At 38.6% G+C, this 21,893-nt stretch carries 19 protein-coding genes; all 19 read right to left on the bottom strand.

Features of this window, described 5'->3' with window-relative positions; all coding sequences use genetic code 11:
* Positions 1–347 precede the first annotated feature (347 nt).
* Positions 348–1,448, bottom strand: coding sequence for a BMP family lipoprotein (locus tag FAR12_RS03125; RefSeq protein WP_126406094.1), 1,101 nt, complete (start codon positions 1,446–1,448; stop codon positions 348–350).
* Between the two features lie 52 nt (positions 1,449–1,500).
* The gene (locus FAR12_RS03120) at positions 1,501–2,226 is read right to left on the bottom strand and encodes a GntR family transcriptional regulator (RefSeq protein ID WP_126406715.1); all 726 of its coding nucleotides are present in this window, start codon (positions 2,224–2,226) and stop codon (positions 1,501–1,503) included.
* Positions 2,227–2,633: 407 nt separating this feature from the next.
* The gene (locus tag FAR12_RS03115) at positions 2,634–4,985 is read right to left on the bottom strand and encodes a DNA translocase FtsK (protein ID WP_126406091.1); all 2,352 of its coding nucleotides are present in this window, start codon (positions 4,983–4,985) and stop codon (positions 2,634–2,636) included.
* A gap of 233 nt (positions 4,986–5,218) precedes the next feature.
* Positions 5,219–5,431: a YlzJ-like family protein gene (locus FAR12_RS03110; RefSeq protein WP_126406089.1), complete on the bottom strand. Its 213-nt coding sequence runs from the start codon at positions 5,429–5,431 to the stop codon at positions 5,219–5,221.
* Positions 5,428–6,186, bottom strand: a complete 759-nt coding sequence (locus FAR12_RS03105; protein ID WP_126406085.1) for a ClpP family protease — start codon at positions 6,184–6,186, stop codon at positions 5,428–5,430. The genes FAR12_RS03110 and FAR12_RS03105 overlap by 4 nt, the downstream gene beginning before the upstream one ends.
* 190 nt (positions 6,187–6,376) lie before the next feature.
* Positions 6,377–8,044 carry a ribonuclease J gene (locus tag FAR12_RS03100; RefSeq protein WP_126406082.1) on the bottom strand — a complete coding sequence of 556 codons (1,668 nt, stop codon included), beginning with the start codon at positions 8,042–8,044 and terminating at the stop codon, positions 6,377–6,379.
* Between the two features lie 168 nt (positions 8,045–8,212).
* The gene (gene dapA / locus FAR12_RS03095) at positions 8,213–9,088 is read right to left on the bottom strand and encodes a 4-hydroxy-tetrahydrodipicolinate synthase (protein WP_126406079.1); all 876 of its coding nucleotides are present in this window, start codon (positions 9,086–9,088) and stop codon (positions 8,213–8,215) included.
* A gap of 77 nt (positions 9,089–9,165) precedes the next feature.
* Complete coding sequence (dapG, locus tag FAR12_RS03090) at positions 9,166–10,410, bottom strand: aspartate kinase (protein WP_126406076.1); 1,245 nt, start codon at positions 10,408–10,410, stop codon at positions 9,166–9,168.
* Between the two features lie 56 nt (positions 10,411–10,466).
* Positions 10,467–11,516: an aspartate-semialdehyde dehydrogenase gene (gene asd, locus FAR12_RS03085; RefSeq protein WP_126406074.1), complete on the bottom strand. Its 1,050-nt coding sequence runs from the start codon at positions 11,514–11,516 to the stop codon at positions 10,467–10,469.
* Positions 11,517–11,922: 406 nt separating this feature from the next.
* A complete protein-coding gene (gene dpaB / locus FAR12_RS03080; protein ID WP_126406071.1) occupies positions 11,923–12,522 on the bottom strand; it encodes a dipicolinate synthase subunit B in 600 nt (199 codons plus the stop codon).
* 5 nt (positions 12,523–12,527) lie between these two features.
* Positions 12,528–13,421, bottom strand: a complete 894-nt coding sequence (gene dpaA / locus FAR12_RS03075) for a dipicolinic acid synthetase subunit A (RefSeq protein WP_126406068.1) — start codon at positions 13,419–13,421, stop codon at positions 12,528–12,530.
* Positions 13,422–13,673: 252 nt separating this feature from the next.
* A complete protein-coding gene (locus FAR12_RS03070) occupies positions 13,674–13,919 on the bottom strand; it encodes a YlmC/YmxH family sporulation protein (protein WP_126406066.1) in 246 nt (81 codons plus the stop codon).
* Between the two features lie 118 nt (positions 13,920–14,037).
* A complete protein-coding gene (locus FAR12_RS03065) occupies positions 14,038–15,276 on the bottom strand; it encodes a M16 family metallopeptidase (RefSeq protein ID WP_126406063.1) in 1,239 nt (412 codons plus the stop codon).
* Between the two features lie 123 nt (positions 15,277–15,399).
* Entirely contained in the window at positions 15,400–16,338 is a 939-nt protein-coding gene (locus FAR12_RS03060) for a polysaccharide deacetylase family protein (protein ID WP_126406060.1), read from the bottom strand.
* A gap of 278 nt (positions 16,339–16,616) precedes the next feature.
* Positions 16,617–18,734, bottom strand: a complete 2,118-nt coding sequence (gene pnp / locus FAR12_RS03055; protein ID WP_126406057.1) for a polyribonucleotide nucleotidyltransferase — start codon at positions 18,732–18,734, stop codon at positions 16,617–16,619.
* A gap of 257 nt (positions 18,735–18,991) precedes the next feature.
* Positions 18,992–19,261: a 30S ribosomal protein S15 gene (gene rpsO, locus FAR12_RS03050; protein WP_126406054.1), complete on the bottom strand. Its 270-nt coding sequence runs from the start codon at positions 19,259–19,261 to the stop codon at positions 18,992–18,994.
* Positions 19,262–19,437: 176 nt separating this feature from the next.
* Entirely contained in the window at positions 19,438–20,397 is a 960-nt protein-coding gene (gene ribF, locus FAR12_RS03045) for a bifunctional riboflavin kinase/FAD synthetase (protein WP_126406051.1), read from the bottom strand.
* Between the two features lie 64 nt (positions 20,398–20,461).
* A complete protein-coding gene (gene truB / locus FAR12_RS03040) occupies positions 20,462–21,385 on the bottom strand; it encodes a tRNA pseudouridine(55) synthase TruB (protein ID WP_126406048.1) in 924 nt (307 codons plus the stop codon).
* Between the two features lie 119 nt (positions 21,386–21,504).
* The gene (gene rbfA, locus FAR12_RS03035) at positions 21,505–21,876 is read right to left on the bottom strand and encodes a 30S ribosome-binding factor RbfA (RefSeq protein ID WP_126406045.1); all 372 of its coding nucleotides are present in this window, start codon (positions 21,874–21,876) and stop codon (positions 21,505–21,507) included.
* Positions 21,877–21,893: the final 17 nt, after the last annotated feature.

Raw genomic sequence — 21,893 nt, 5'->3', positions numbered from 1 at the left:
CTCCCCATTTTCGCAATGGAAAAATATTATTCTTTTGACCCTATAAAACAACTTGAATGAGTCCATTTTTCCTTTTGCTTCAAGTTAAAAAACGAATTCCTCTTTTTAAGATAACAATCTAAACATTAAATATTCCTAGTGTATTTCGACTCTTCAAGTTAAAAATCGTTTTTTAATTTTGATTCAAGACTTGCACATTCGTTAAAGTTGTTTATTGGTTCAGTTATCCTTCAGCCTACCAAAGTTGTCAATGTGGCCATCCTGAAGAATAAATGAGCCAATAAATGTACATTAATCGAAAAGATAAGGCTAGCGCATGTTTCACAACTAGCCTTATCGATCACTTATTATAGAGAAGCTTCGAAAGCCTCAAATTCTTCATCTGTTTTAGGAACTTCGATTTCACCACTAAGAATCTTTTGCTTGTACTCTTCTACTAAGTCAAGCGCTTCTTGGCTAACGTTTTCAGTAGTTGGTGCAATACCTACACCTTCTTCTTTAAGACCGAAAACTGTTTCTTTACCTCCAGGGAAGTTACCTTCTTTTGCCATTTTTGAAATTTCATAAACAGCATTGTCTACACGTTTAACCATTGAAGTTAAAGTAACGTTTTCAGGCATACCTTCTTCATGTTGGTCACGGTCAACACCGATTACCCAAACATCTTCGCCATTAGCTTTACGGTTTTTCGCTTCAGTGAATACACCATTACCTGTTCCACCTGCAGCATGATAGATAATATCAGCGCCACCAGTGTACATAGTTGAAGCAATGCTAGTTCCGTTTTCTGGTTTGTTAAAGTCACCAGCATATTGTGTTACGATTTCGATAGTAGGGTCAACTGATTTAACACCAGCTTTGAATCCATTTTCAAACTTCTTGATTAGTGGAGAGTCTACTCCGCCAACAAAGCCAACTTTTTTCTTAGTTGTAGTCTTTGCAGCAATTACTCCAACTAGGAAAGAACCAGTGTGCTCATCGAATGTTACGTTAGAAACGTTGTCTAACCAAACTGTTTCTCCGTCTGCATTCGCTAATAAGCTATCAATTAATGCGAAGTTTGCACTTGTATTTTGTTCAGCAGATGTTTGTACAGCATCTTCAAGTAAGAAACCTGCTGCAAATGTAACATCAAAGCCACCATCAGCAAATTGACCTAAGTTCGGGATATAATCTGCTTCTTTTTCAGATTGTAGGTAGCGATACCCTTCGCCTTCTTTAAGACCAAATTCTTCACCAAACTTCTTTAAACCTTCCCAAGCAGATTGGTTAAATGATTTATCATCTACGCCACCAGTATCTGTAACTAGTCCAACTTTAATGTTTGCTTCTTCTTTTGAAGCTCCATCTCCGCCGCCTTGTTCTTCTTCCTTGTTTCCACAAGCCCCTAAAATTGTTCCTGCTGCAAGTACGAGTGATAAAGCTAATCCAAATTTACGCTTTTTCAAGGTTTGTACCCCCTATAAATTTGATTTAGTAGAAAAAATCGGACTATTCAGTTCACACTCTCTTTCTAAGTACATGAAAACTGAATTTATCAGCCCTGAAGTAATTGACTGAGTATAGAATGGGCTCATCCATTTCATCAAAATGCATTTGCATTAATACAAGCAATGCTGTTTCTGGTTCACATTCTAGTATAGGTGAAATTCTTTCGTGATATCCAACAGGTTCAATTTCTGCAACTGCGTATGTAATTTTTCTTTGTGCTGACTCGGCCAAAATCTTGAACATGGATTCCTCTTCATGGGAAAAGGTATCTGGAAGAAAGGCCTTCGGAACTTTATCAACACAATAGACAACTGGTTCCCCATTTGCAGTACGTACCCTTTCAATCACGACAATTTCATCATCTATTGAACATGAGAAACGACGAACATCCTCCTCAGTAGCAGCTTCAGTGTCTGAGCTAAAGAAAATGGTCCCTGGCTTCATTCCAGCTTGAACAATCATATTAGTTACACTATTAAGTTGTTCAATGCCGGAAGAAAATAAAGGTTTTGCGTTCACAAAAGTCCCTACACCGTGACGTCGGATAATTATATTTTCTTCTTCAAGAATACGAAGCGCTTCTCTAAGGGTTGCCCTGCTTACTCCTAAGAGCTTTGCAAGGTCAAATTCCGAGGGAAGCTGTTCTCTCTCTTTGTAGATACCTTCTTCGATATCTTGCTTAATCCGATCAATCACTTGTAAATATAAGTGTCTATTATCTGCCTTGATGGACATCTTTGCTTCCTCCAACCAGTTTTCTCCAAGACATCAGACCTCTGATGTATAATCAATCCTACTAATCGAAAATACTATACCATTTTTCTAGGTATAAATAAATAGAGAAAGACAAGATTCTACAAAAAATACGTCAGATTTATTTACAACTTACGAATATAACGCTTCCAATGACCTAACATTTACCATTCTTGCTAAAAAAATATAGTAAGGGGTTACAATAGTATAACCTATTTGAGATGCTCTAGTTCCAGATATTTCTAGAACTATCAGAAAAGAGGGAAGATATCTTTAATTGAGATTATATGAGTTCTTTCTAACCAATTCATTTTTTTCTATATAAAAAACCGTAGAGATACTCTAAAAATTTGTGAGTTTCTCTACGGTCTGTTTTGGATATAAACTTTCTATGAACTTGCTTCTTCTGACGGCTTGTCTATTAATACCGCTCGTGGTTTACTTCCTTCATACGGCCCAACAACACCTCGAAGTTCCATTTCATCTATCAGTCTTGCAGCTCGTGTGTAACCAATTCTAAATCTTCTTTGAAGCATTGAAACAGAAGCAGTTTGCATATCTACGATTAAATCTACTGCTTCATTGTATAATTCGTCCTCAACCTCAGATGTAGTTTCAGGGATTTCATCTGGAATCATTTCCTCCTGATACTGGGCCTTTTGTTGACCAATAACAAAGTTTACTGTCTCTTCTACCTCTTCATCGGATAAAAATGCTCCTTGGACACGAATCGGCTTAGATGCACCTACTGGCAAGAATAACATATCGCCTCGACCAAGTAGTTTTTCTGCTCCACCCATATCCAGAATCGTCCTAGAATCCGTCTGAGAAGATACAGCAAATGCAATTCGCGAAGGTATATTCGCCTTAATGACTCCTGTAATAACGTCAACAGAAGGTCGTTGAGTCGCAATAATCAAGTGTATTCCTGCTGCACGAGCCATTTGTGCTAAACGAGTAATGGCATCCTCAACATCATTCGAGGCTACCATCATCAAGTCAGCAAGCTCGTCTACGATCACAACGATATAAGGTAATAATGGTTGTTTCGCTTCTGCTTCTGCATTATGGCGATTGATAAACTCATTGTACCCTTCAATATTTCTTGTTCCAGTATGGGAAAAGAGCTCATAACGTCGCTCCATTTCACTAACGACCTTTTGAAGTGCCTGTGAAGCTTTTTTAGCATTTGTAACAACTGGTGCAAGTAGATGAGGAATGCCATTATACACATTCAATTCAACCATTTTCGGGTCTATCATCATAAGCTTTACTTCATGTGGCTTTGCACGCATTAAAATACTCGTAATAATCCCGTTAATACAAACACTCTTCCCACTACCAGTTGCTCCTGCTACTAATAAATGAGGCATCTTGTTCAATTCTGCTAAAACCGCTTCCCCTGTTATATCTCTACCTAAGCCGATCAGTAATTTAGAATCAGGCTTGTCATTTTGTTTCGATTCAAGCACTTCTCTTAGCGAAACCATCGCGACCTCTGAATTCGGTACTTCAATTCCAATTGCAGATTTACCTGGGATCGGTGCTTCAATCCGAATATCTTTTGCCGCTAATGCTAGTGCTAAATCATCACTTAAGCTGACGATTTTACTTACTTTAACCCCGACATCTGGATGAACCTCATATTTAGTAACAGCTGGTCCTAAATGAACCTGTGTTACACGAGCCTTCACGCCGAAGCTTTGGAAGGTTCTTTCGAGCTTCGCTGCATTCGCATGAATTAATTCATATTCTCCACTTTGGTCCGTATGCCGCGGAAGCTTAAGTAGTTTTATCGGAGGAAGCTTGTAGTCGACGTTTTCCACTTCTGTAAATGTAATCGGAGGTGCGATTTCCTCTTCTAACTCGTGCGGTTCCCCTTCTTTTATACCCTTATTGTTTTGCGCATCAGCAGAAATTGTTTTTTCAGTGCGATCATACGCTTTTTCAGCAAAGCTTGAAATAATCGGTTCCGGCTTAGAAACAGGTTTTTCTCTAGGCACTTCAACAGGGATAATTGTCGCCGGCTCTTCTTTAACTTCTTTATTTTGTTCACGCTCCTGTTGCTCAGTGCGTATAGCTTCTTGTCTTTCTCTTCTTTTTTGCTTTGAGTGCTGAACGTCGCCTAGGAACGCTTTCCATTGGTTCTTAATAAAACCTCCAACAAAAACGAATGGCTTACCAACGGCCTCTCCGAAGGTTTTTCCAGTGAGAAGGATTAAGCCAATAATGATGAGCACGATCGAGATGATCTTTGTTCCTGCTCCCTCAAATAAAAAGTAGAACATCGCATACATAATTGCGCCAATCATTCCACCGCCTAAATCAGTGGTACTTGTCTCCCCGTTAACCTCCATCCAAAATAGTTCCCACGTCTTTTTAATTACACTTGGGTCGTCAAACTTTTCGTTATTTAATAGATTTTCGAATAAAGTTACATGGCTCAAAAGCAAGAGCGCAGCAACAATTAAGTAAATACCTATTAGTCTTTGATGGAAATAGTTTGGAATTTCTCTTCTCCAAATGAAATATCCCCCTATCAAAACGAGGGCAAGTAAAAACAGCATATACCATTCACCAGTAAAAAAACGGAAAAAGAGGACGATAGCTCCACCAACTGCACCTAAGTTCGCAATTGAAATGGCTGCTAGTGCAACTAATATAAGCCCGATTAGTTCAAATCGAACTGTCCGTTTAAACTGATTATTTTTCTTTGTTTTTCTTCTTTTTTTCTTTGCCATTCAATCACCTTAATTTAGTTATTATCGTAAACTTGTCAAACATATATCAAGTAAAAAACGAACATTTGAAAAGACAGGTTTTTGAGAAATTGTTCATTTTTTAATTCACCTTGGTACATCTTGAAATGGACTCTCTTAAAGTATGTAAAAACGAAAGCAGCCAAAGTGGCTGCTCTCATGTGGTTTGAATTTATTATACCATAAGCTCGTACAACAGTTCTATTTGTTCTTTCTTAAGACAGAGAAATCTTTGCACCTGGTTGAAATCTCGTATCTAAGAAGTGTGCTGGATTTGTACTCAATACTTGAATTACACGATAGGCATGGTCCTCATCCTGCTCCACAATTAACGATATGCCCTCATAGTTAACTGTTCTTCGCTTTGCAAATTCACTTTCTGCAATTGGGTAAACGAGCTCTAAAGGCATCGTCGTGTATAAAATCATTGCACCATCCCCTCATTTTCTTCTTTATTTAATTCAATTAGTTCATTTAACTTTTTCATCGCTTGACCAATCCCACCTACTTCATCAATCAGCCCGTATTTTACCGCATCATTTCCAATCACATTCGTTCCAATATCACGAGTTAAATTACCTTTATCAAACATCAATTCCTTAAACTTCTCCTCGGAAATATTGGAATGCTTCGTCACAAAGCTTACGACTCTTTCTTGCATCTTATCTAAATATTCAAAGGTTTGCGGGACCCCTATCACAAGCCCTGTTAATCGGATTGGATGGATTGTCATTGTTGCCGTCTCAGCAATAAAAGAGTAGTCACAGGAAACAGCTATTGGTACTCCGATTGAGTGGCCACCACCTAAGACGAGTGAAACCGATGGTTTTGATAAAGAAGCTAGCATCTCAGAAATCGCCAATCCTGCTTCAACATCTCCACCAACAGTATTCAAAATAATGAGAAGACCTTCGATTTTTGGATTTTGCTCAATGGCCACAATTTGCGGAATAATATGTTCGTATTTTGTTGTCTTATTTTGTGGCGGAAGCTGCATATGGCCTTCTATTTGTCCAACGATTGTTAAACAATGAATTTTGGAGTCCTGTGAGAGTTGTGGGACATTTGTTTGACCAAGCTGCTGGATTTTTTCCATTAAAGGTGATGGCTTTTCTTCTTTTGGTGGCTCCGGCTCTTGTCCACCATCACCCTCAGCATTTTTCCATCTATAATCATGATCCATTAGAATCTTCTCCCTTCTTCGCATGCTATCTCTATTATTCAACCCTCGAATACATTTCATGCAGGTATTTCCATTCAAAATAAAAAACGACACATATGTGTCGTTTTAGAATCAGCCTATAAGATCAAGTGTTTTATAATTATTGACTGTTACTACAAAACTAAAACGACACAACTAGTGTCGTTTTGGATTAGACCTCCATAATGATCGGTAAGATCATCGGTCTGCGTTTTGTTTTTTCATATAAATACTGATTCAAGCCGTCTCTCATATCTTGCTTAATAGTAGTCCAATCAAAAAAGTCCTTCTGTAGATTCTTTTCAACAATTCCTCGGACTAGATTAACCGATTCTTCCATCAGTTCTTCTGACTCACGGACGTAGACAAAGCCACGAGAAATGATCTCTGGACCAGCAGACACCTTCTTCTCTGCTTTATTCAAAGTAACAACGACAATTAAAATGCCATCCTGTGACAATAGCTTTCTGTCTCGTAGAACGATATTGCCTACATCTCCAACACCATTCCCATCGACAAGCACATTTCCTGCGGCTACCTTGCTTGAAACTTTGATTTGGTCCCCATTCAGTTCGACTACTTCTCCTTTGTCAATGACAGCAATCCGATCATCAGTTATGCCAATCTCCTTGGCAATCTTACTGTGAGCACGAAGCATTCTATACTCTCCATGAACAGGAATAAAGAATTTAGGATTCATTAAGTTGAGCATAAATTTTAGTTCTTCTTGGCTTCCATGGCTAGATGTATTCACTAAGCGTCTACCAGAGATTACATTTGCTCCAGCTCGACTTAACATGTCTATCGTCTTAAAAACGAACACTTCTCTACCACGTAGCGGTGAAGCTGCAATTAATACTGTATCGCCTTTTTGAACATTAACTTGCTTATGTTGGCCTTTCGCCATTTTTTGTAAGGCTTCAATCGGCTCACCTTGCATTCCTGTCGTTAAAATGACTAGCTCGTCATCAGCATAATCCTTTAACTCATTAATTGGAATAATGAGTTCGTGATGAACATACAAATAATCAAGTTCAATCGCAATATCAAAAACCTTTTGCAGGCTTTTGCCTACAACCGCAATCTTTCTACGACTTTCATAGGCAGCATCAAAAATATGCTGAATGCGATTCAAATCCGAAGCAAAGGATGCTGCTATAATTCTTCCTCTTGCATTATAAAAAGCATCTTTCATTTCTCTGATGACAACAGCTTCTGATGGAGTATACCCCGGTTTTTCAGCGTCTGTACTATCAGATAACAGACATAAGACACCTTCTTCACCTAATTGAGCCATCTTACCGATTTCAGGCTTGTAAAGCTCATTTGCAGTCTGGTCAAATTTAAAATCGCCTGTATACACAACTGCACCCTTTGAAGTATGGATAGCAATCCCAACAGAATCAGGAATACTATGGTTCGTTTTAAAAAAGGATACTTTCGCCTCATCAAACTCTAACATGGTATTAGAATTGATTTCGATAAACTCCGCTTTCCCTTTAAACTCCTGTTCTTTGATGATGGCCTTTGCTAATGCAAGTGTTAGTTTCGTCCCATAAATCGGCACTTGAAGTTGACGCAATACATATGACAATGCTCCAATATGATCCTCATGTCCGTGCGTTAAAAATATCCCCTTTACCCGTTCCTTGTTTTGCGTTAAATAAGTTATGTCAGGAATAACAATATCAATACCGAGCATTTCATTCTCAGGTAACATAAGACCAGCATCAAGGACAAATAAATCATTGTCCACTTCTACTATGTACATATTTTTCCCGATTTCTCCGACTCCCCCCAGAGCCACTACCTTGATGTTTTCATTCGTTCGTATGTTCAATTTATATTTCCTCCTACTTGTTGTATTACGAGCTGGATCAGTTATCCTCATTATACTTGAAAATAGAAATCCTTTCCAACAAAATTAAGTAGGAGCAACTTCTACAGGCCTTCAGAATGTCCAATAAAACACAAAAACGGCCTGAGTTTTTCAAGCCGTTTCTGAGCATTATTTTTCTACATTAATTAAAGCAATTAAATTGTTTCTCTCTGCTTCTGTCAGAGGAACAAGTGGCAAACGAACGGAGCCAACATTCAACCCTTTTAATTGTAGAGCCGTTTTAACCGGAACTGGGTTCGGTGCTTTAAAGAGTTCTACCATTGTTGGTAATAACTCTTGATGGAGTTTAGCTGCGCGCTTCGTGTCACCATCTAAAAATGCTTGAACCATCTCTTGCAATTCATTCCCGATAATGTGGGATGCAACGGAAATTACCCCTGCTCCACCAATCGATAGAACTGGTAACGCAAGACTATCGTCACCGCTATATAAGTAAAAATCATCATCTGTATTCGAAATGATGTTCGTCATCGCGCTCAAATCTCCACTTGCTTCCTTTACGGCTACAATGTTCGGGATCTTTGATAAACGAATGATCGTTTCTGGTGAAATATTTACAACAGAGCGACTAGGAATATTATACACCATTACAGGCAATGTCGTACTTTCCGCAATTGCTTTAAAATGCTGATAAAGTCCCTCTTGATTTGGCTTATTATAATATGGCCCAACCACCATAATCCCATCTACTCCAAGCTGCTCTGCCTTCTTTGTTAGCTCGATAGATGCATAGGTATTGTTGCTGCCTGTACCTGCAATAACCGGAATACGCTTATCTACAACCTTTACGACATGCTGAAAAAGAGCAATCTTTTCTTCCTTCGTTAACGTTGGCGATTCACCTGTTGTACCCGCAACTACTAATGATTCGGTACCATTTTCAATTAAATATTTGATTAATTGAGTCGTTTTTGCAAAATCGATATGCCCTTTATTATCAAAAGGGGTTACCATTGCCGTCGAAACTCTACCAAATAAAGCCATATTTACACTCCCTTGAGTACATTTAACCTTTTTATAGGTAGCCTTTTCGAACTCAAAAAGACTACCCTTTCTCTTTATTAATTTTCCATCCGTTCATATTCGAAGGTGTCATTCTCAAGTTGAAAAGCGTCATGTAGGGCATTCACAGCCGTTACAAGATCATCTTCCTTCACCAATACCCAAATGGTCGTGTGACTATCTGCAGATTGTAGAATACGAATTCCTTTTTCAGATAATGCTGATACAATTTTTGCTGTAATTCCAGGAACGCCCGCGATTCCGGCTCCAACAACGGAAACCTTCGCACAATTTCTTTCCAATTCAGGTTCGTAGCCTAAGTCAGTTAGTATCTTTTCTGCTTTATCGCTCATCTCATCTGTAACGGTATACACAACACCATTAGGAGAAATATTGATAAAATCTACACTGATTTTTTCATTTGCCATTGACTTGAAAACTTCTGTTTGCAGATTGTATTGGCCTTTTTTAGCAAAAACCTTGATTTGCGTAACCGGGGCAAGATGGGCAATCCCTGTTACTGTTCGCTCTTTAATATCACTACCATGGTTGTTTCTACTGATCGAAGTAACCAAAGTCCCCGGATTGTCCGTATATGTTGAGCGAATTCTAATCGGAATTTTCGATTGCATCGCAATTTCAACGGCTCGTGGATGAATCACTTTTGCACCTTGATAAGCCAAGTTACAAACTTCGTTATACGTTACCACCGTTAATGGTCTAGCATTTTCCGCAATCCTTGGATCCGCAGTCATAATGCCCTCTACATCCGTAAAAATGTCGACCCATTCTGCTTGAAGTGCTGCACCTAATGCAGCTGCTGATGTGTCACTTCCACCTCTACCAATGGTCGTCGTATCGCCATTTTTGGCTGCACCTTGGAAACCAGCAACCACAACAACATCATATTCTTTAAATTCTTCAATGATACGATCACATTCCATTTTGATGATTTTTGCATTGGTATGATCTGCACTTGTTCTAAATCCTGCCTGTGCTCCAGTAAGTGAAGTAGCATTTACACCATTATCTAATAGCATATTTGTAAAAACTACACTAGAAATAGCTTCACCGACAGAAAGCAATAAATCCTGCTCTCGCTTTGTTACTTTTGTTTTAGAGCCACCTATTAAGGATAAGAGAGTATCCGTTGCATATGGATCACCACTTCGTCCCATGGCTGATACAACTACAACAACTTTGTAGCCATCAGATAATGCTTTTTGAATATGTTTTTTCGCATATTCTCGAGCTCCTTCATCCTTTACAGATGTTCCTCCAAATTTTTGAACGATTATTTTCATCGTAACACCTCAATTATTAAGAAAACCTCATGATGTCTAATTTCAAATGAAGCAAATTATTTAACTAGTCCAATCTTTATTAAGCTCTCAGCAATTTGAACAGAGTTCCATGCTGCACCCTTGAGAAGGTTATCTGATACCACCCACATGTGGAATCCTTTTACTTCGTCTAAGTCTTGGCGAATTCTTCCGACAAACACATCATTTTTTCCAACGCAATCAGCTGGCATTGGATAGATTTGATTGTCTGGATCATCCTGTAGGACTACACCTGGTGCATCCTTTAACAATGCTTTAATATCCGCTACTGTTGCTCCATCCTGTTCCACTTCAAAATAAACAGATTCAGAGTGCCCAGTAGCAACTGGTAGACGTACACAGGTAGCAGCGACCTTTAACTCAGGTAAATGCATGATTTTCTTTGTTTCATTTATCATTTTCATTTCTTCAAATGTATAACCATTCGCTTCAAACTTATCAATCTGTGGAATCGCATTAAATGCAATTTGATAATGTTTTTTGTCTGATTTTACCGGAAGAATTTTCGGTTCATAACTCTCTTCATTGATGATCGCTTTTGTTTGCTCGTACAGTTCTTCAACCGCTTGAGTACCAGAGCCTGAAACAGCCTGATAAGTTGACACAATCACCTTATTTAGCCCGTATTTTTCAAAAATAGGTTGTAGGGCTACTACCATTTGAATCGTTGAGCAATTTGGATTTGCAATAATTCCATTATGAAGATGAAGATCTCCTTCATTTACTTCAGGAACAACAAGTGGAGTATTTTCATCCATACGGAATGCACTCGTATTATCAACGACAATGGCACCTCTCTTTACAGCTTCAGGCGCTAATTCCTTCGATACATTTCCTCCAGCACTGAATAGAGCAATGTCTACTCCTTCAAAGCTGTCTGGAGTTGCTTCTTGGACAATATGCTCTTGTCCGTTAAAAAGGACTGCCTTTCCAGCTGAACGGGCTGAAGATAAAACAGTCAATTTAGAAATAGGGAAATTCCTATCTTCAAGCGTTTTGAGCATTTGCTGCCCTACTGCGCCTGTTGCTCCAACTACTGCTACATGAAATGCTTTTCTTTCTGCCATCAAATGTTTCCCCTTCCATACACTTCAATATCTGATTGTAAGTTTAACTCTAAGAGAGGGAGAGTTAATGAACCATTTCCCTCTTCTTAGAAATAATTAAAATAGAGTCAATTTCGCAATGTAAAAAGTTTGACTAAATCTTCAAGCATCATGAAATTTATTCAATGATACCATCTATTTTATCATATTCATACTTTAAAGAAATAAATTTTTGCTACTAGTAATAGCTCTTTTCTCAAAAAGTGATGCTTTAGGTTCTAACATATATGGAATTAGGCTTATTTTCAAAGGGACAAAGTCTTAAATAAAGAGAAAAGAGCTTACAATTTACATGGGTAGAGCTAAAAAGTATTTCACTGCCTTAATATCGGCATTAAGATTTAACATCTATGTTAGGAATGCTACTTTAGTTTAGATCTTTATACTTTTCTACTAGTACTGGCTGTAATTGTTCTCCATTTATCGCTGCTTCGATCGTTTCCGATACTAAAGACATACGGGCTACCAATGAATTGGGTTTATTGACGGGGTCATCTTGACCATAAGGAACAAAATAAATATTCTTTGTGGCCATTAGTCTCATAAGATTCACACCATTTAATCCTAGCGCGTCGTTCGTTGAGATGCCTAGGACAACTGGATTTCGATTGCGTAATGTAGCCTTTGCGGCCATAAGAACGGGACTGTCTGTCATCGCATTGGCGAATTTACTCATAGAATTTCCAGTCAGCGGTGCAATCACCATACAATCTAATGGAATTTTTGGTCCCAACGGCTCAGCTTTGACAATCGAATCGATGACTTTGTTCCCTGTAATATCTTCAATCCTTTGAACCCAATCCTCCCCTTTTCCAAAGCGGGTTTCTGTATTTTTAACAGTAAAGGTTACAACAGGCAACACTTCAGCCCCTGCATTTACCAATTTTTCAATTTCCGGAAAAACCGCATCGTAAGTGCAATGGGATCCTGTTAACCCAAAACCGATTCTTTTTCCATTTAAGCTCATGTTGCTTACCCCTTTCGTGATTGTAAGTCCTCGTTTAATACTTGTGAAAGAACGTTCGCCAATATTTGACCTGCTGTTTTAGGAGCTACGATCCCAGGCAAGCTTGGTGCAAGCAAAGCCTTAATTCCCCTTTTTTCGGCATAGCGGAAGTCTGTACCACCTGGTTTAGAGGCTATGTCGATAATTAACGTGTGGGAAGGCATTTTCGATATGACGGATGCTGTAACGATCAAATGAGGAATCGTATTTATACAAATATCAACGTCTTTTACATGTTCATCGAGGTTTTTTAAATGAAAAGGAGTGAGCGACATTTCCGTTATTCTCGCTATATGTTCCGTTTTTCTTGCCCCGACCTTTACATGAGCACCTAAAGCATCAAATATTCTAGCAACAGTCATACCAACTCTTCCGAGACCGAGAACAATGATGTTTGAACCATGAATGGTAAAATCAGTGTGTTGAATCGCCATCATGATGGTTCCTTCTACGGTAGGAATTGAGTTGTAAATGGCGACATCATCTCTTTGAAACAGCTGAACGAGTCGGCGGTCTGCTTTTTTGGTGACTCCATCTAGATAAGCATTCGTTATTCCAGAATATATTGTGCAATGGGATGGCGTATCGAGTAAGATGTCTTCTGTTAGATACACCTTTTCATTTGAAAAAATCGTTTCTACCTGACCCTCTAAACTTGTTCCGGCTACTGGTAAAATAATCGCATCGATTGTGGAGAAATCTGTCTCATCGATTTTTTCTTTGACTGCTCCAGAGAAAGCATGATCAAGTTGTTCAAAACCGATTAAGGAGAGTTTTGCATCGAGTTCAGTAAGTCTACGGATAATTTCTAGCTGTCTTGCATCACCACCGATGACTGCTAAATGCAATCCTGTCAGCATAAAACATCCACCTTCTTTTTTAAGGAATCCTAAATTAGGAGAGAAACATTCATAATGTTTTAGAGTGATTGCCTTTTCCAGTTACTCATTATGAATTGTTAAAAAAAGCATATTGCGAACTACTCCAACATCATATGTTCGAAATTTGCGATCGGTGAGTTATCCGACTAAATCAGTCAAATTTGGTTAAGGAATACGCAATTTCAAAAGTGTTCCTTTTTTAGCCAATAAAAAAGAGGACTGACTTAAAAGTCAATCCTCGTCGTCGGGGATGTCGATGATGATCATGTCGTTTCCGATTTTTTTGATATGCCGCCATGGAACTCTCACTTCTCCGCCTTGGCGTTTAAAACCAAACCATTTTAATGATGGAATGAGTAATGCTCTTATTTGACCGCTTCTTTCATCAATTTCTAAGTCGGTTTGGCCCAGAACTCCTAGGCGCTCCGCCTTCTTGACGTCGACAATTTCTTTTCCACTTAGTTCGCTTAGTCTCATCAGATAAATCTCCTTTCAATCCCTCTCTTTATATATGTATCGAGGAATAAGAGATTTTAGAATAAGCTCTTTTTTAAAAAAACACCCAGCAAAGTAGCACACCTTGCTGGGGAGTTGTTTATACTAAATTTTTTGGTAGGGCACCGTCTGGACTAATTAACGAAACCGAAAATTGGTCTGTAAAAATTTTATTTGCTAATTTGTCTACATTCTCTTTTGTGACTTTATCAATTTCTAGCACAATATCGTCAAGGGAACGATGACGTTTTAAGACTAATTCATTTTTCCCGTTACGACTCATACGACTATTTGTACTTTCGAGGCTGAGCATTAGGCTTCCCTTAAGCTGTTCCTTACAATTATTCAATTCCTTCGCTGTAATTCCTTCAGCTTTAAGCTTAGAGAGTGTTTCTTGGACGGTATCATATAATTCATCCAATTGCTTTGCACCTGTGCCTCCATAAATCGTAACAATTCCACTATCTTGGTAAGCGGAATGATAAGAGAATACGGAATATGCAAGTCCTTTTTGTTCACGTACATCTTGGAACAAGCGAGAACTCATGCTTCCACCAAGGACATTATTCAGGATAATCAAATTATAAATATCCTCATGGCCAACTTGAAGTCCTTCATAACCGATACATAAATGAGCCTGTTCAGTTTCCTTTTTACGAGCTAGTCGGTTCGTATGGAAAGTTGGTTTCGAATCTACTTGTTCTTGTTTTCCGCCTTCATAGCTACCGAAATACTTCTCGACTTCAGCAATAAATGTATCTGAGATGCTTCCAGCAATGGAGACAACAACATTCTCTGGCGTGTATGTATCATGCATATATTCCTTCAATTTTGCTCCATTGAACGTATCAAGCGTCTCTTCTGTCCCTAAGATTGGATAACCCAGAGCATGATTTTCGTAGATTGCTTTGCTTAGTAAATCGTGAACAATATCGTCTGGTGTATCTTCATACATTTTAATCTCTTCACAGACAACTTTCTTTTCCTTGGCTAATTCTTCTTCAACAAAAGTTGAGTTGAAAAACATATCAGCTAAAACATCTAATGCGAAACCAGCATGGTTATCGAGAACTTTCGCGTAATAACAAGTATATTCTTTTGACGTGAAGGCATTTACTTGTCCCCCTATGCTGTCAAAGGATTCTGCTATTTCACGGGCTGATCTTGTCTTCGTTCCTTTAAAGAACATATGCTCAAGGAAATGAGAGATCCCATTATTTTCAGGTGTTTCATTACGTGAACCTGTTCCAATCCAAACTCCGATTGCAACAGAACGAACAGTAGGGATGTTTTCTAGTACAATTCTTACTCCGTTTTGACATGTATATTTCTTTATCACAATGACTCCTCCTGTTTCCAAAACACGATGCTAATATCGTTTCTATTTCTTTAGCTTGTCTTTATAATCCCTTTTTTATCCAAGAGAACCAATAATCCTGTCTATCTAGGTTCTTGAACGAGATTATCTTTCTTCACTAATTAACTCCGATACAGTATCCAGTTCGAAATTTTTCCCCTTTAATTCTTTAATTAATTGGTCTAGTGCTTTTTCCGTCGAGGCGGTTGGATGCATTAATACGATGGCACCGGGATGAACTTTACTTACCACACGCTGAATAAGCACTTCAGGTGTTGGTTTTTGCCAATCGATTGTGTCTACACTCCACATAATCGTTCTCAAATCGGATTCAGCTGCTATGGAAACAACTTCATCACGCATACTACCACTTGGTGGTGCAAGTAAAGTTGGTACTTTTCCAGTTGTTGCTTTAATGACTTCATTAGTTTTTGATATTTCCTGCCTAATCATCGGACCAGATAAACGTTTCATATCTGGATGGGTGTATGAATGGTTTCCTACTTCATGACCTGCTGCTACAATCATTTTTGCTAGTTCTGGATTGTTTTTCACCCATCTTCCCTCTAAAAAGAAGGTCGCATGCACATGATTCTTTTTCAATGTCGCTAACATAGGCGATAAGTACTCATTTCCCCAAGCTACATTAATGATTAAGCTTACCATCTGCTTCTCAGGGTTCCCCTTATAAATTGGACTAGGAGGAAGATTAGCTAAATGAACGGAGGGCTTAACTTCAGTAAACACGAGTTTTTCCTGATTAAATTCTCCAGCCTTTTTCATTTTCTTATAGGAAGCATCTATGTCAACCTTCAATCCATTGATTCCAGGAATGGTTTTCCATACTCGGTCAATCTTGGCATCGATTGGGGGTTTTTCATATTCCTTTGCCTTGAGGCTAATCTCCTCATACAAAGGGTCTGCTTTCTTACTAGTTAAAACTGAATCACCCTTTAACTTTACCAAATACTGATCCGTAAGAGAATTATTAACGATTAATACCCCAAGTAAAATGATCATAGCAATATATGCAAACTTTTTCATTTTATTTGCCTCCTTTCATAACAAATTATGAAAGGTTAGGACAAGGTAGAACACTCAAATGCGGAGGCGGCTTGTTCAGCCCCGACAAGCGCTGGAGGAAAATATGATGAAGTTTGTTCTTCAACTTCAGCATATTTTCTGAAGCGACCTCGAGGGGCTAGCCGCTGGAGCTAGACATCTTCCTAGTAGTAGTACGTAATACACAAAAAAGCCAGGGCTTGCCCTGACTTTTTAAAAAGTATAGGAGCACAAAAAATCTTTACGCGAGTGAATACTCCTTACTTCTGTGCTTGTTCGTTTTGTTCACGTTGTTCTTTAAGAACGGCCTTACGTGATAAGTTGACACGACCTTGCTTGTCAATTTCAGTTACTTTTACAAGTAGTTCATCACCGATAGCGACAACATCTTCAACTTTTCCTACACGTTCTTCTGCTAATTCTGAAATATGAACTAAGCCATCTTTGCCGTTAAAGATTTCAACAAATGCACCGAATTTTTCAATTCGTTTTACTTTTCCTAAATACATTTGTCCAACTTCCACTTCACGAACGATGTCTTCAATAATCTTTTTCGCTTTTTGATTCATTTCTTCATTAGTTGAAGAAATGAAGACTGTTCCATCTTGCTCGATATCGATTTTAACGTTAGTTTCTTCGATAATTTTATTGATTTGCTTACCACTTGGTCCAATTACGTCACGAATCTTATCAGGATTGATATGCATCGTTAAGATTTTTGGAGCATACTTAGAAAGCTCATTCTTTGGTGCTGAAAGTGTTGCAAGCATAGACTCAAGGATTTGCATACGTCCTTTTTTCGCTTGTAACAATGCTTCTTCAAGGATTTCACGAGATAAGCCATCAATCTTGATATCCATCTGTAATGCTGTAACACCTTTAGATGTACCAGCAACCTTAAAGTCCATATCTCCTAAGTGGTCTTCCATACCTTGGATATCCGTTAGAACTGTATAATGTTCCCCAGACTTCACAAGTCCCATTGCAATACCAGCTACTGGAGCCTTAATAGGTACCCCTGCATCCATCATTGCTAATGTACTTGCACAGATACTTGCTTGAGAAGTAGAACCGTTAGACTCTAATACTTCAGATACAAGTCGAATTGTATAAGGGAAATCACTTTCATCAGGAATAATCGGTTCTAATGCACGTTCTCCAAGAGCACCGTGACCAATTTCACGACGACCTGGTCCTCTAATTGGGCCAGTTTCCCCGACACTGAAGCTAGGGAAATTATAGTGGTGCATAAAACGTTTCTCTTCTTGGATTCCTAATCCATCAAGAATTTGCACGTCCCCAAGGGCACCTAATGTACAAATACTTAATGCTTGAGTTTGACCTCTCGTAAATAGTCCTGAACCATGCGTACGAGGTAATAGTCCAACTTCAGAAGATAAAGGACGGATTTCATCAGGATTACGGCCATCTGGACGAACTTTTTCTTCCGTAATAAGGCGACGAACTTCGCCTTTTACAAGCTTGTCCAAAATTTGTTTCACCTGTTTTAACGTATCGTCGTCTACTTCTTGCTCTTCATACTTTGCTACAACGCGATCTTTTACAGCTTTAATAGCGTCTTCACGAGCATGCTTTTCTTGAACCTGAATCGCTTGAATCATGTCTTTTTCACATTCATTACGGATTTCAGCTTCTAATTGTTCATCAAGACTATAAAGCACAACTTCCGTTTTTTCTTTGCCGACTTGGGCAACGATTTCTTCTTGGAAAGCAATAAGGCGCTTAATTTCATCATGACCGAACATAATTGCTTCTAACATTGTTTCCTCTGGTACTTCTTCAGCCCCAGCTTCAACCATGTTAATCGCATCTTTTGTACCAGCCACAACAAGGTGAATATCGCTCTTTTCTGCTTCTTCTACATTCGGATTAATGATGAACTTTCCATCAACACGTCCAACTGTAACACCAGCAATTGGTCCTTCAAAAGGAATATCAGAGATAGATAATGCAAGTGATGATCCAAACATTGCAGCCATTTCAGAAGAGCAATCTTGATCCACACTCATTACGATGCTGATAACTTGTACTTCGTTACGGAATCCATCTGCAAAAAGTGGTCGAATCGGACGGTCGATAAGACGACTTGCTAAAATCGCTTTTTCGCTTGGACGCCCTTCTCTTTTAATAAATCCACCAGGAATTTTTCCGACTGCATATAGTCTTTCTTCATAATTCACAGTTAATGGGAAGAAATCTAATTTCTTCGGTTCTTTTGAAGCTGTTGCAGAACTTAGCACAGCAGTATCCCCATAGCGGACTAATACAGCACCGTTTGCTTGCTTAGCAAGCTGGCCCATTTCGACGGTTAAAGTACGACCAGCCCATTCTATAGAAAAGGTCTTCTTTTGTTCCATTCTTTTTTAACCCCTCTCTTACTAACTAACTATTTAATGTAATACATTTTTTTATTATAAATTTCATCTAACTTTTTGCTAGAAGACAATTATATTCAAAAGTAAAATTTTGATGCTCCGTTTAGGTTTATGAGCTAAGAATAGCGTACCTCTATAGTATGTACATCTTTTTTCAGACTTAAAATAAACGAGTATGTATTAATTTTCCAAGTTTTTCATGCTAACAAAAAAGCGGGAAGAATCCCGCTTTTCATCTTTTAACGACGTAATCCAAGTCTAGTGATTAACTCACGGTAACGTTGAACATCTTTGTTACGAAGGTAAGTTAAAAGGTTACGACGTTTACCTACCATTTTCAAAAGACCGCGACGTGAGTGGTGGTCCTTCTTATGAGTACGTAAATGTTCATTTAAGTTGTTAATCTCTTCAGTAAGGACAGCGATTTGAACTTCTGGTGAACCAGTATCGTTCTCGTGTGTTTTGAACTCATTGATAAGTTCATTCTTACGTTCTTTAGTGATTGCCATCCGTTTCACCTCCTATTTCTTAAATCCCCGAATGCTTCAGCAAGCGTCGGTGACTCGACTTGCCAAGCAAAGGTTCATATTATGGCGTGAATGATTTATTAAATCAATTCACGTCTATTAGAATACAACGTTTTACGACAAAATGCAAGTGGAAACTATGGACAACTAAGTTTACACTACACTTGCGTGCCAATTGTTTTCTTAAAATATGCAATCGCATTTTCCTTATCTTTTTCGATCTGTTGAACAAGTTCCTCAATCCCGGAGAACTTCTTTTCAGAACGAATTCGATTATGCCATTCAATGACTACTTCTTGTCCGTAAATATCTTCGTCAAAATTAAAAATATGGACTTCAATAGAAGGTTTTGGCTCCTGTTCCTCTTTGAAGGTCGGTTTATAACCAAGATTACAAACTCCTTCATGCCATACACCATTTACGAGAATTCTAACCGAGTACACTCCAATTGGAGGAACAAAAAATGCGTCGTCAACATCTGTATTCGCCGTTGGAAATCCAATGGTTCTACCTCTTTTATCTCCATGGATTACAATTCCAGAAGTAGTATAAAATCTCCCTAAATAAGCAGGAAGTCTGTCTAACTGTCCTTCTTTAATCAATTGGCGAATAAGTGTCGAACTAATCTTCTTATTTTCTAAGGTAAGCTTTGGAACAACTGTGACTTCAAACTTACCTTGGGAATGAGTTGGCAATGTTTCCATCGTCCCTTTGCCCATTTTTCCATATGAATAATCGAATCCTGCGACAACATGAACGACGTTTAGGCCAATCAAATATTGTTCAACAAATTCCTCTGGTAATAGACCGGCAAATTCTTTCGTAAAATGTACAACGAATAAATAATCGATATTTAATTCCTCTATCAATCTTGCCTTTTCTTTTATTGGAGTAATATACTCCACATGTTTTACATTCTTTTGTAAAACAACAGACGGATGGGGATCAAAGGTCATGATCGCACTCTTAACCCCTTTTTCTTCAGCAATCTCACGAACAGTGTTGATTACCTTCTGATGTCCTAAATGTACTCCATCAAAGAAGCCTAAGCCTATCGTCATTGGTAAAAATTGCCCAGGCTCAATCTTATATGGATGATGAATATGAATAACTTCCACGCGATTCTCACCTATTTCCTACTATACCTACTTGTAAAAAAGATATAGCCAGCTATATAGTTGGCTATTCGGTCTCTTGTATTTTCAATACTTTTGTTGGCTTCATAAGACCTTCCTTAAGCGGATGCGCTTGATAGATCGCCAACGCTGTACCATCTGGCGTTTCAACAACAATCGGTCCCTTTTCATCTAAAAATCCTTGAGGGATTGGTAAAGCTACGCCATTTTTTACTTTCTCAATTAATTTATCATTTATTTCATATTTCGGCAAATAATATAAAGCCGATTCAATCGGTCTTAGCACCTTCTCTATAGACCCTTCTGCCGCTAACTTTTCAACCTCTTCTAATGTAATACAATCCTCAAGAGTGATCTGTGCAGATTTGATTCTTGTAAGATCGGACATATGTGCTGGATAGCCGAGTGCTTCACCGATCATAACCGCAAGTGTTCGGATATACGTTCCTTTGCTGCATGATACTCGGAAACGAAAAGAAACGGTTTCTCCTTCAAAGATTTGCCTGCCATCTAAAAGGTCTATTTCATAAATCGTGACCTGCCTTGATGGACGTTCTACTTCGATTCCTTGACGTGCGTATTCGTATAATCTTTTCCCATTTACTTTAACAGCAGAGAACATTGGAGGAGTTTGGGTAATCTCCCCTGTCAAATTCGTTAAGCAAGCAAGAATTTCTTCTCTCGTAAATTTTCGCTCAACTGACTTTCTTTCAACCACTTCTCCCCCAGCATCCTCAGTCGTCGTTGAAAAGCCAATTGTGACCTCGCCTTCATAGGTCTTCCCTGCATCTGTTATGTATTCAGCAACCTTAGTGGCACGACCGAGACAGATTGGTAGGACACCATCGACTTCAGGGTCTAATGTGCCTGTATGTCCAATTCTTTTCATGCGAAGAATTTTTCGAAGCTTAAACACACAATCATGTGATGTCATTCCTCTTGGTTTGTATAGTGGTAAAATCCCTTCCATCAAGAAACCTCCATTTTTGAATTTTGGAACGTTGACTCTAAACATAGAAAAAGAGATAGACATCCTCGTCTATCCCTTCGTTTTGTGGTACCTGGTACTTATTGAAAAAGAACCCGAGCTTACTCTTGCTCGTCATTATCCTTAGAATGATTCTCTTCCTTAATTTGATATAGAAGGGAATCAATACGATTACCGTAATCTATTGATTCGTCAAATTCAAAAGTAATTTCAGGCGTTTTGCGCAAACGGATTCTTTGTCCTATCTCTGAACGGATGAATCCTTTCGCTTTCGCAAGACCTTTTAACGTGTTTTCTCTTTGCTCTTCATCACCTAACACAGAGATAAACACCGTTGCTTGCTGGAGATCTCCAGTAACCTGAACATCAGTAACGGTCACAAACCCGATCCGTGGGTCTTTAATCTTCCGTCCGATGATTTCGCCTAGCTCTTTTTTCATCTGTTCTCCAACACGAGTAGATCTAAGGCCCATTATAGTCACCTCTAGTC

Source organism: Bacillus yapensis, from assembly GCF_005280205.1.
Lineage (GTDB): Bacteria > Bacillota > Bacilli > Bacillales > Cytobacillaceae > Robertmurraya > Robertmurraya yapensis.
This window is presented reverse-complemented; position numbering and strand designations above follow the sequence as displayed.

Bases quoted from the DNA above. Each gene is read 5' to 3' on its own strand.
- FAR12_RS03120 (WP_126406715.1), bottom strand. From the start codon at position 2,226: ATGTCCATCAAGGCAGATAATAGACACTTATATTTACAAGTGATTGAT.
- FAR12_RS03115 (WP_126406091.1), bottom strand. From the start codon at position 4,985: ATGGCAAAGAAAAAAAGAAGAAAAACAAAGAAAAATAATCAGTTTAAA.
- FAR12_RS03110 (WP_126406089.1), bottom strand. From the start codon at position 5,431: ATGATTTTATACACGACGATGCCTTTAGAGCTCGTTTACCCAATTGCA.
- FAR12_RS03105 (WP_126406085.1), bottom strand. From the start codon at position 6,186: ATGGATCATGATTATAGATGGAAAAATGCTGAGGGTGATGGTGGACAA.
- dapA (WP_126406079.1), bottom strand. From the start codon at position 9,088: ATGGCTTTATTTGGTAGAGTTTCGACGGCAATGGTAACCCCTTTTGAT.
- dapG (WP_126406076.1), bottom strand. From the start codon at position 10,410: ATGAAAATAATCGTTCAAAAATTTGGAGGAACATCTGTAAAGGATGAA.
- asd (WP_126406074.1), bottom strand. From the start codon at position 11,516: ATGGCAGAAAGAAAAGCATTTCATGTAGCAGTAGTTGGAGCAACAGGC.
- dpaB (WP_126406071.1), bottom strand. From the start codon at position 12,522: ATGAGCTTAAATGGAAAAAGAATCGGTTTTGGGTTAACAGGATCCCAT.
- dpaA (WP_126406068.1), bottom strand. From the start codon at position 13,421: ATGCTGACAGGATTGCATTTAGCAGTCATCGGTGGTGATGCAAGACAG.
- FAR12_RS03070 (WP_126406066.1), bottom strand. From the start codon at position 13,919: ATGAGACTAAGCGAACTAAGTGGAAAAGAAATTGTCGACGTCAAGAAG.
- FAR12_RS03060 (WP_126406060.1), bottom strand. From the start codon at position 16,338: ATGAAAAAGTTTGCATATATTGCTATGATCATTTTACTTGGGGTATTA.
- pnp (WP_126406057.1), bottom strand. From the start codon at position 18,734: ATGGAACAAAAGAAGACCTTTTCTATAGAATGGGCTGGTCGTACTTTA.
- rpsO (WP_126406054.1), bottom strand. From the start codon at position 19,261: ATGGCAATCACTAAAGAACGTAAGAATGAACTTATCAATGAGTTCAAA.
- truB (WP_126406048.1), bottom strand. From the start codon at position 21,385: ATGGAAGGGATTTTACCACTATACAAACCAAGAGGAATGACATCACAT.
- rbfA (WP_126406045.1), bottom strand. From the start codon at position 21,876: ATGGGCCTTAGATCTACTCGTGTTGGAGAACAGATGAAAAAAGAGCTA.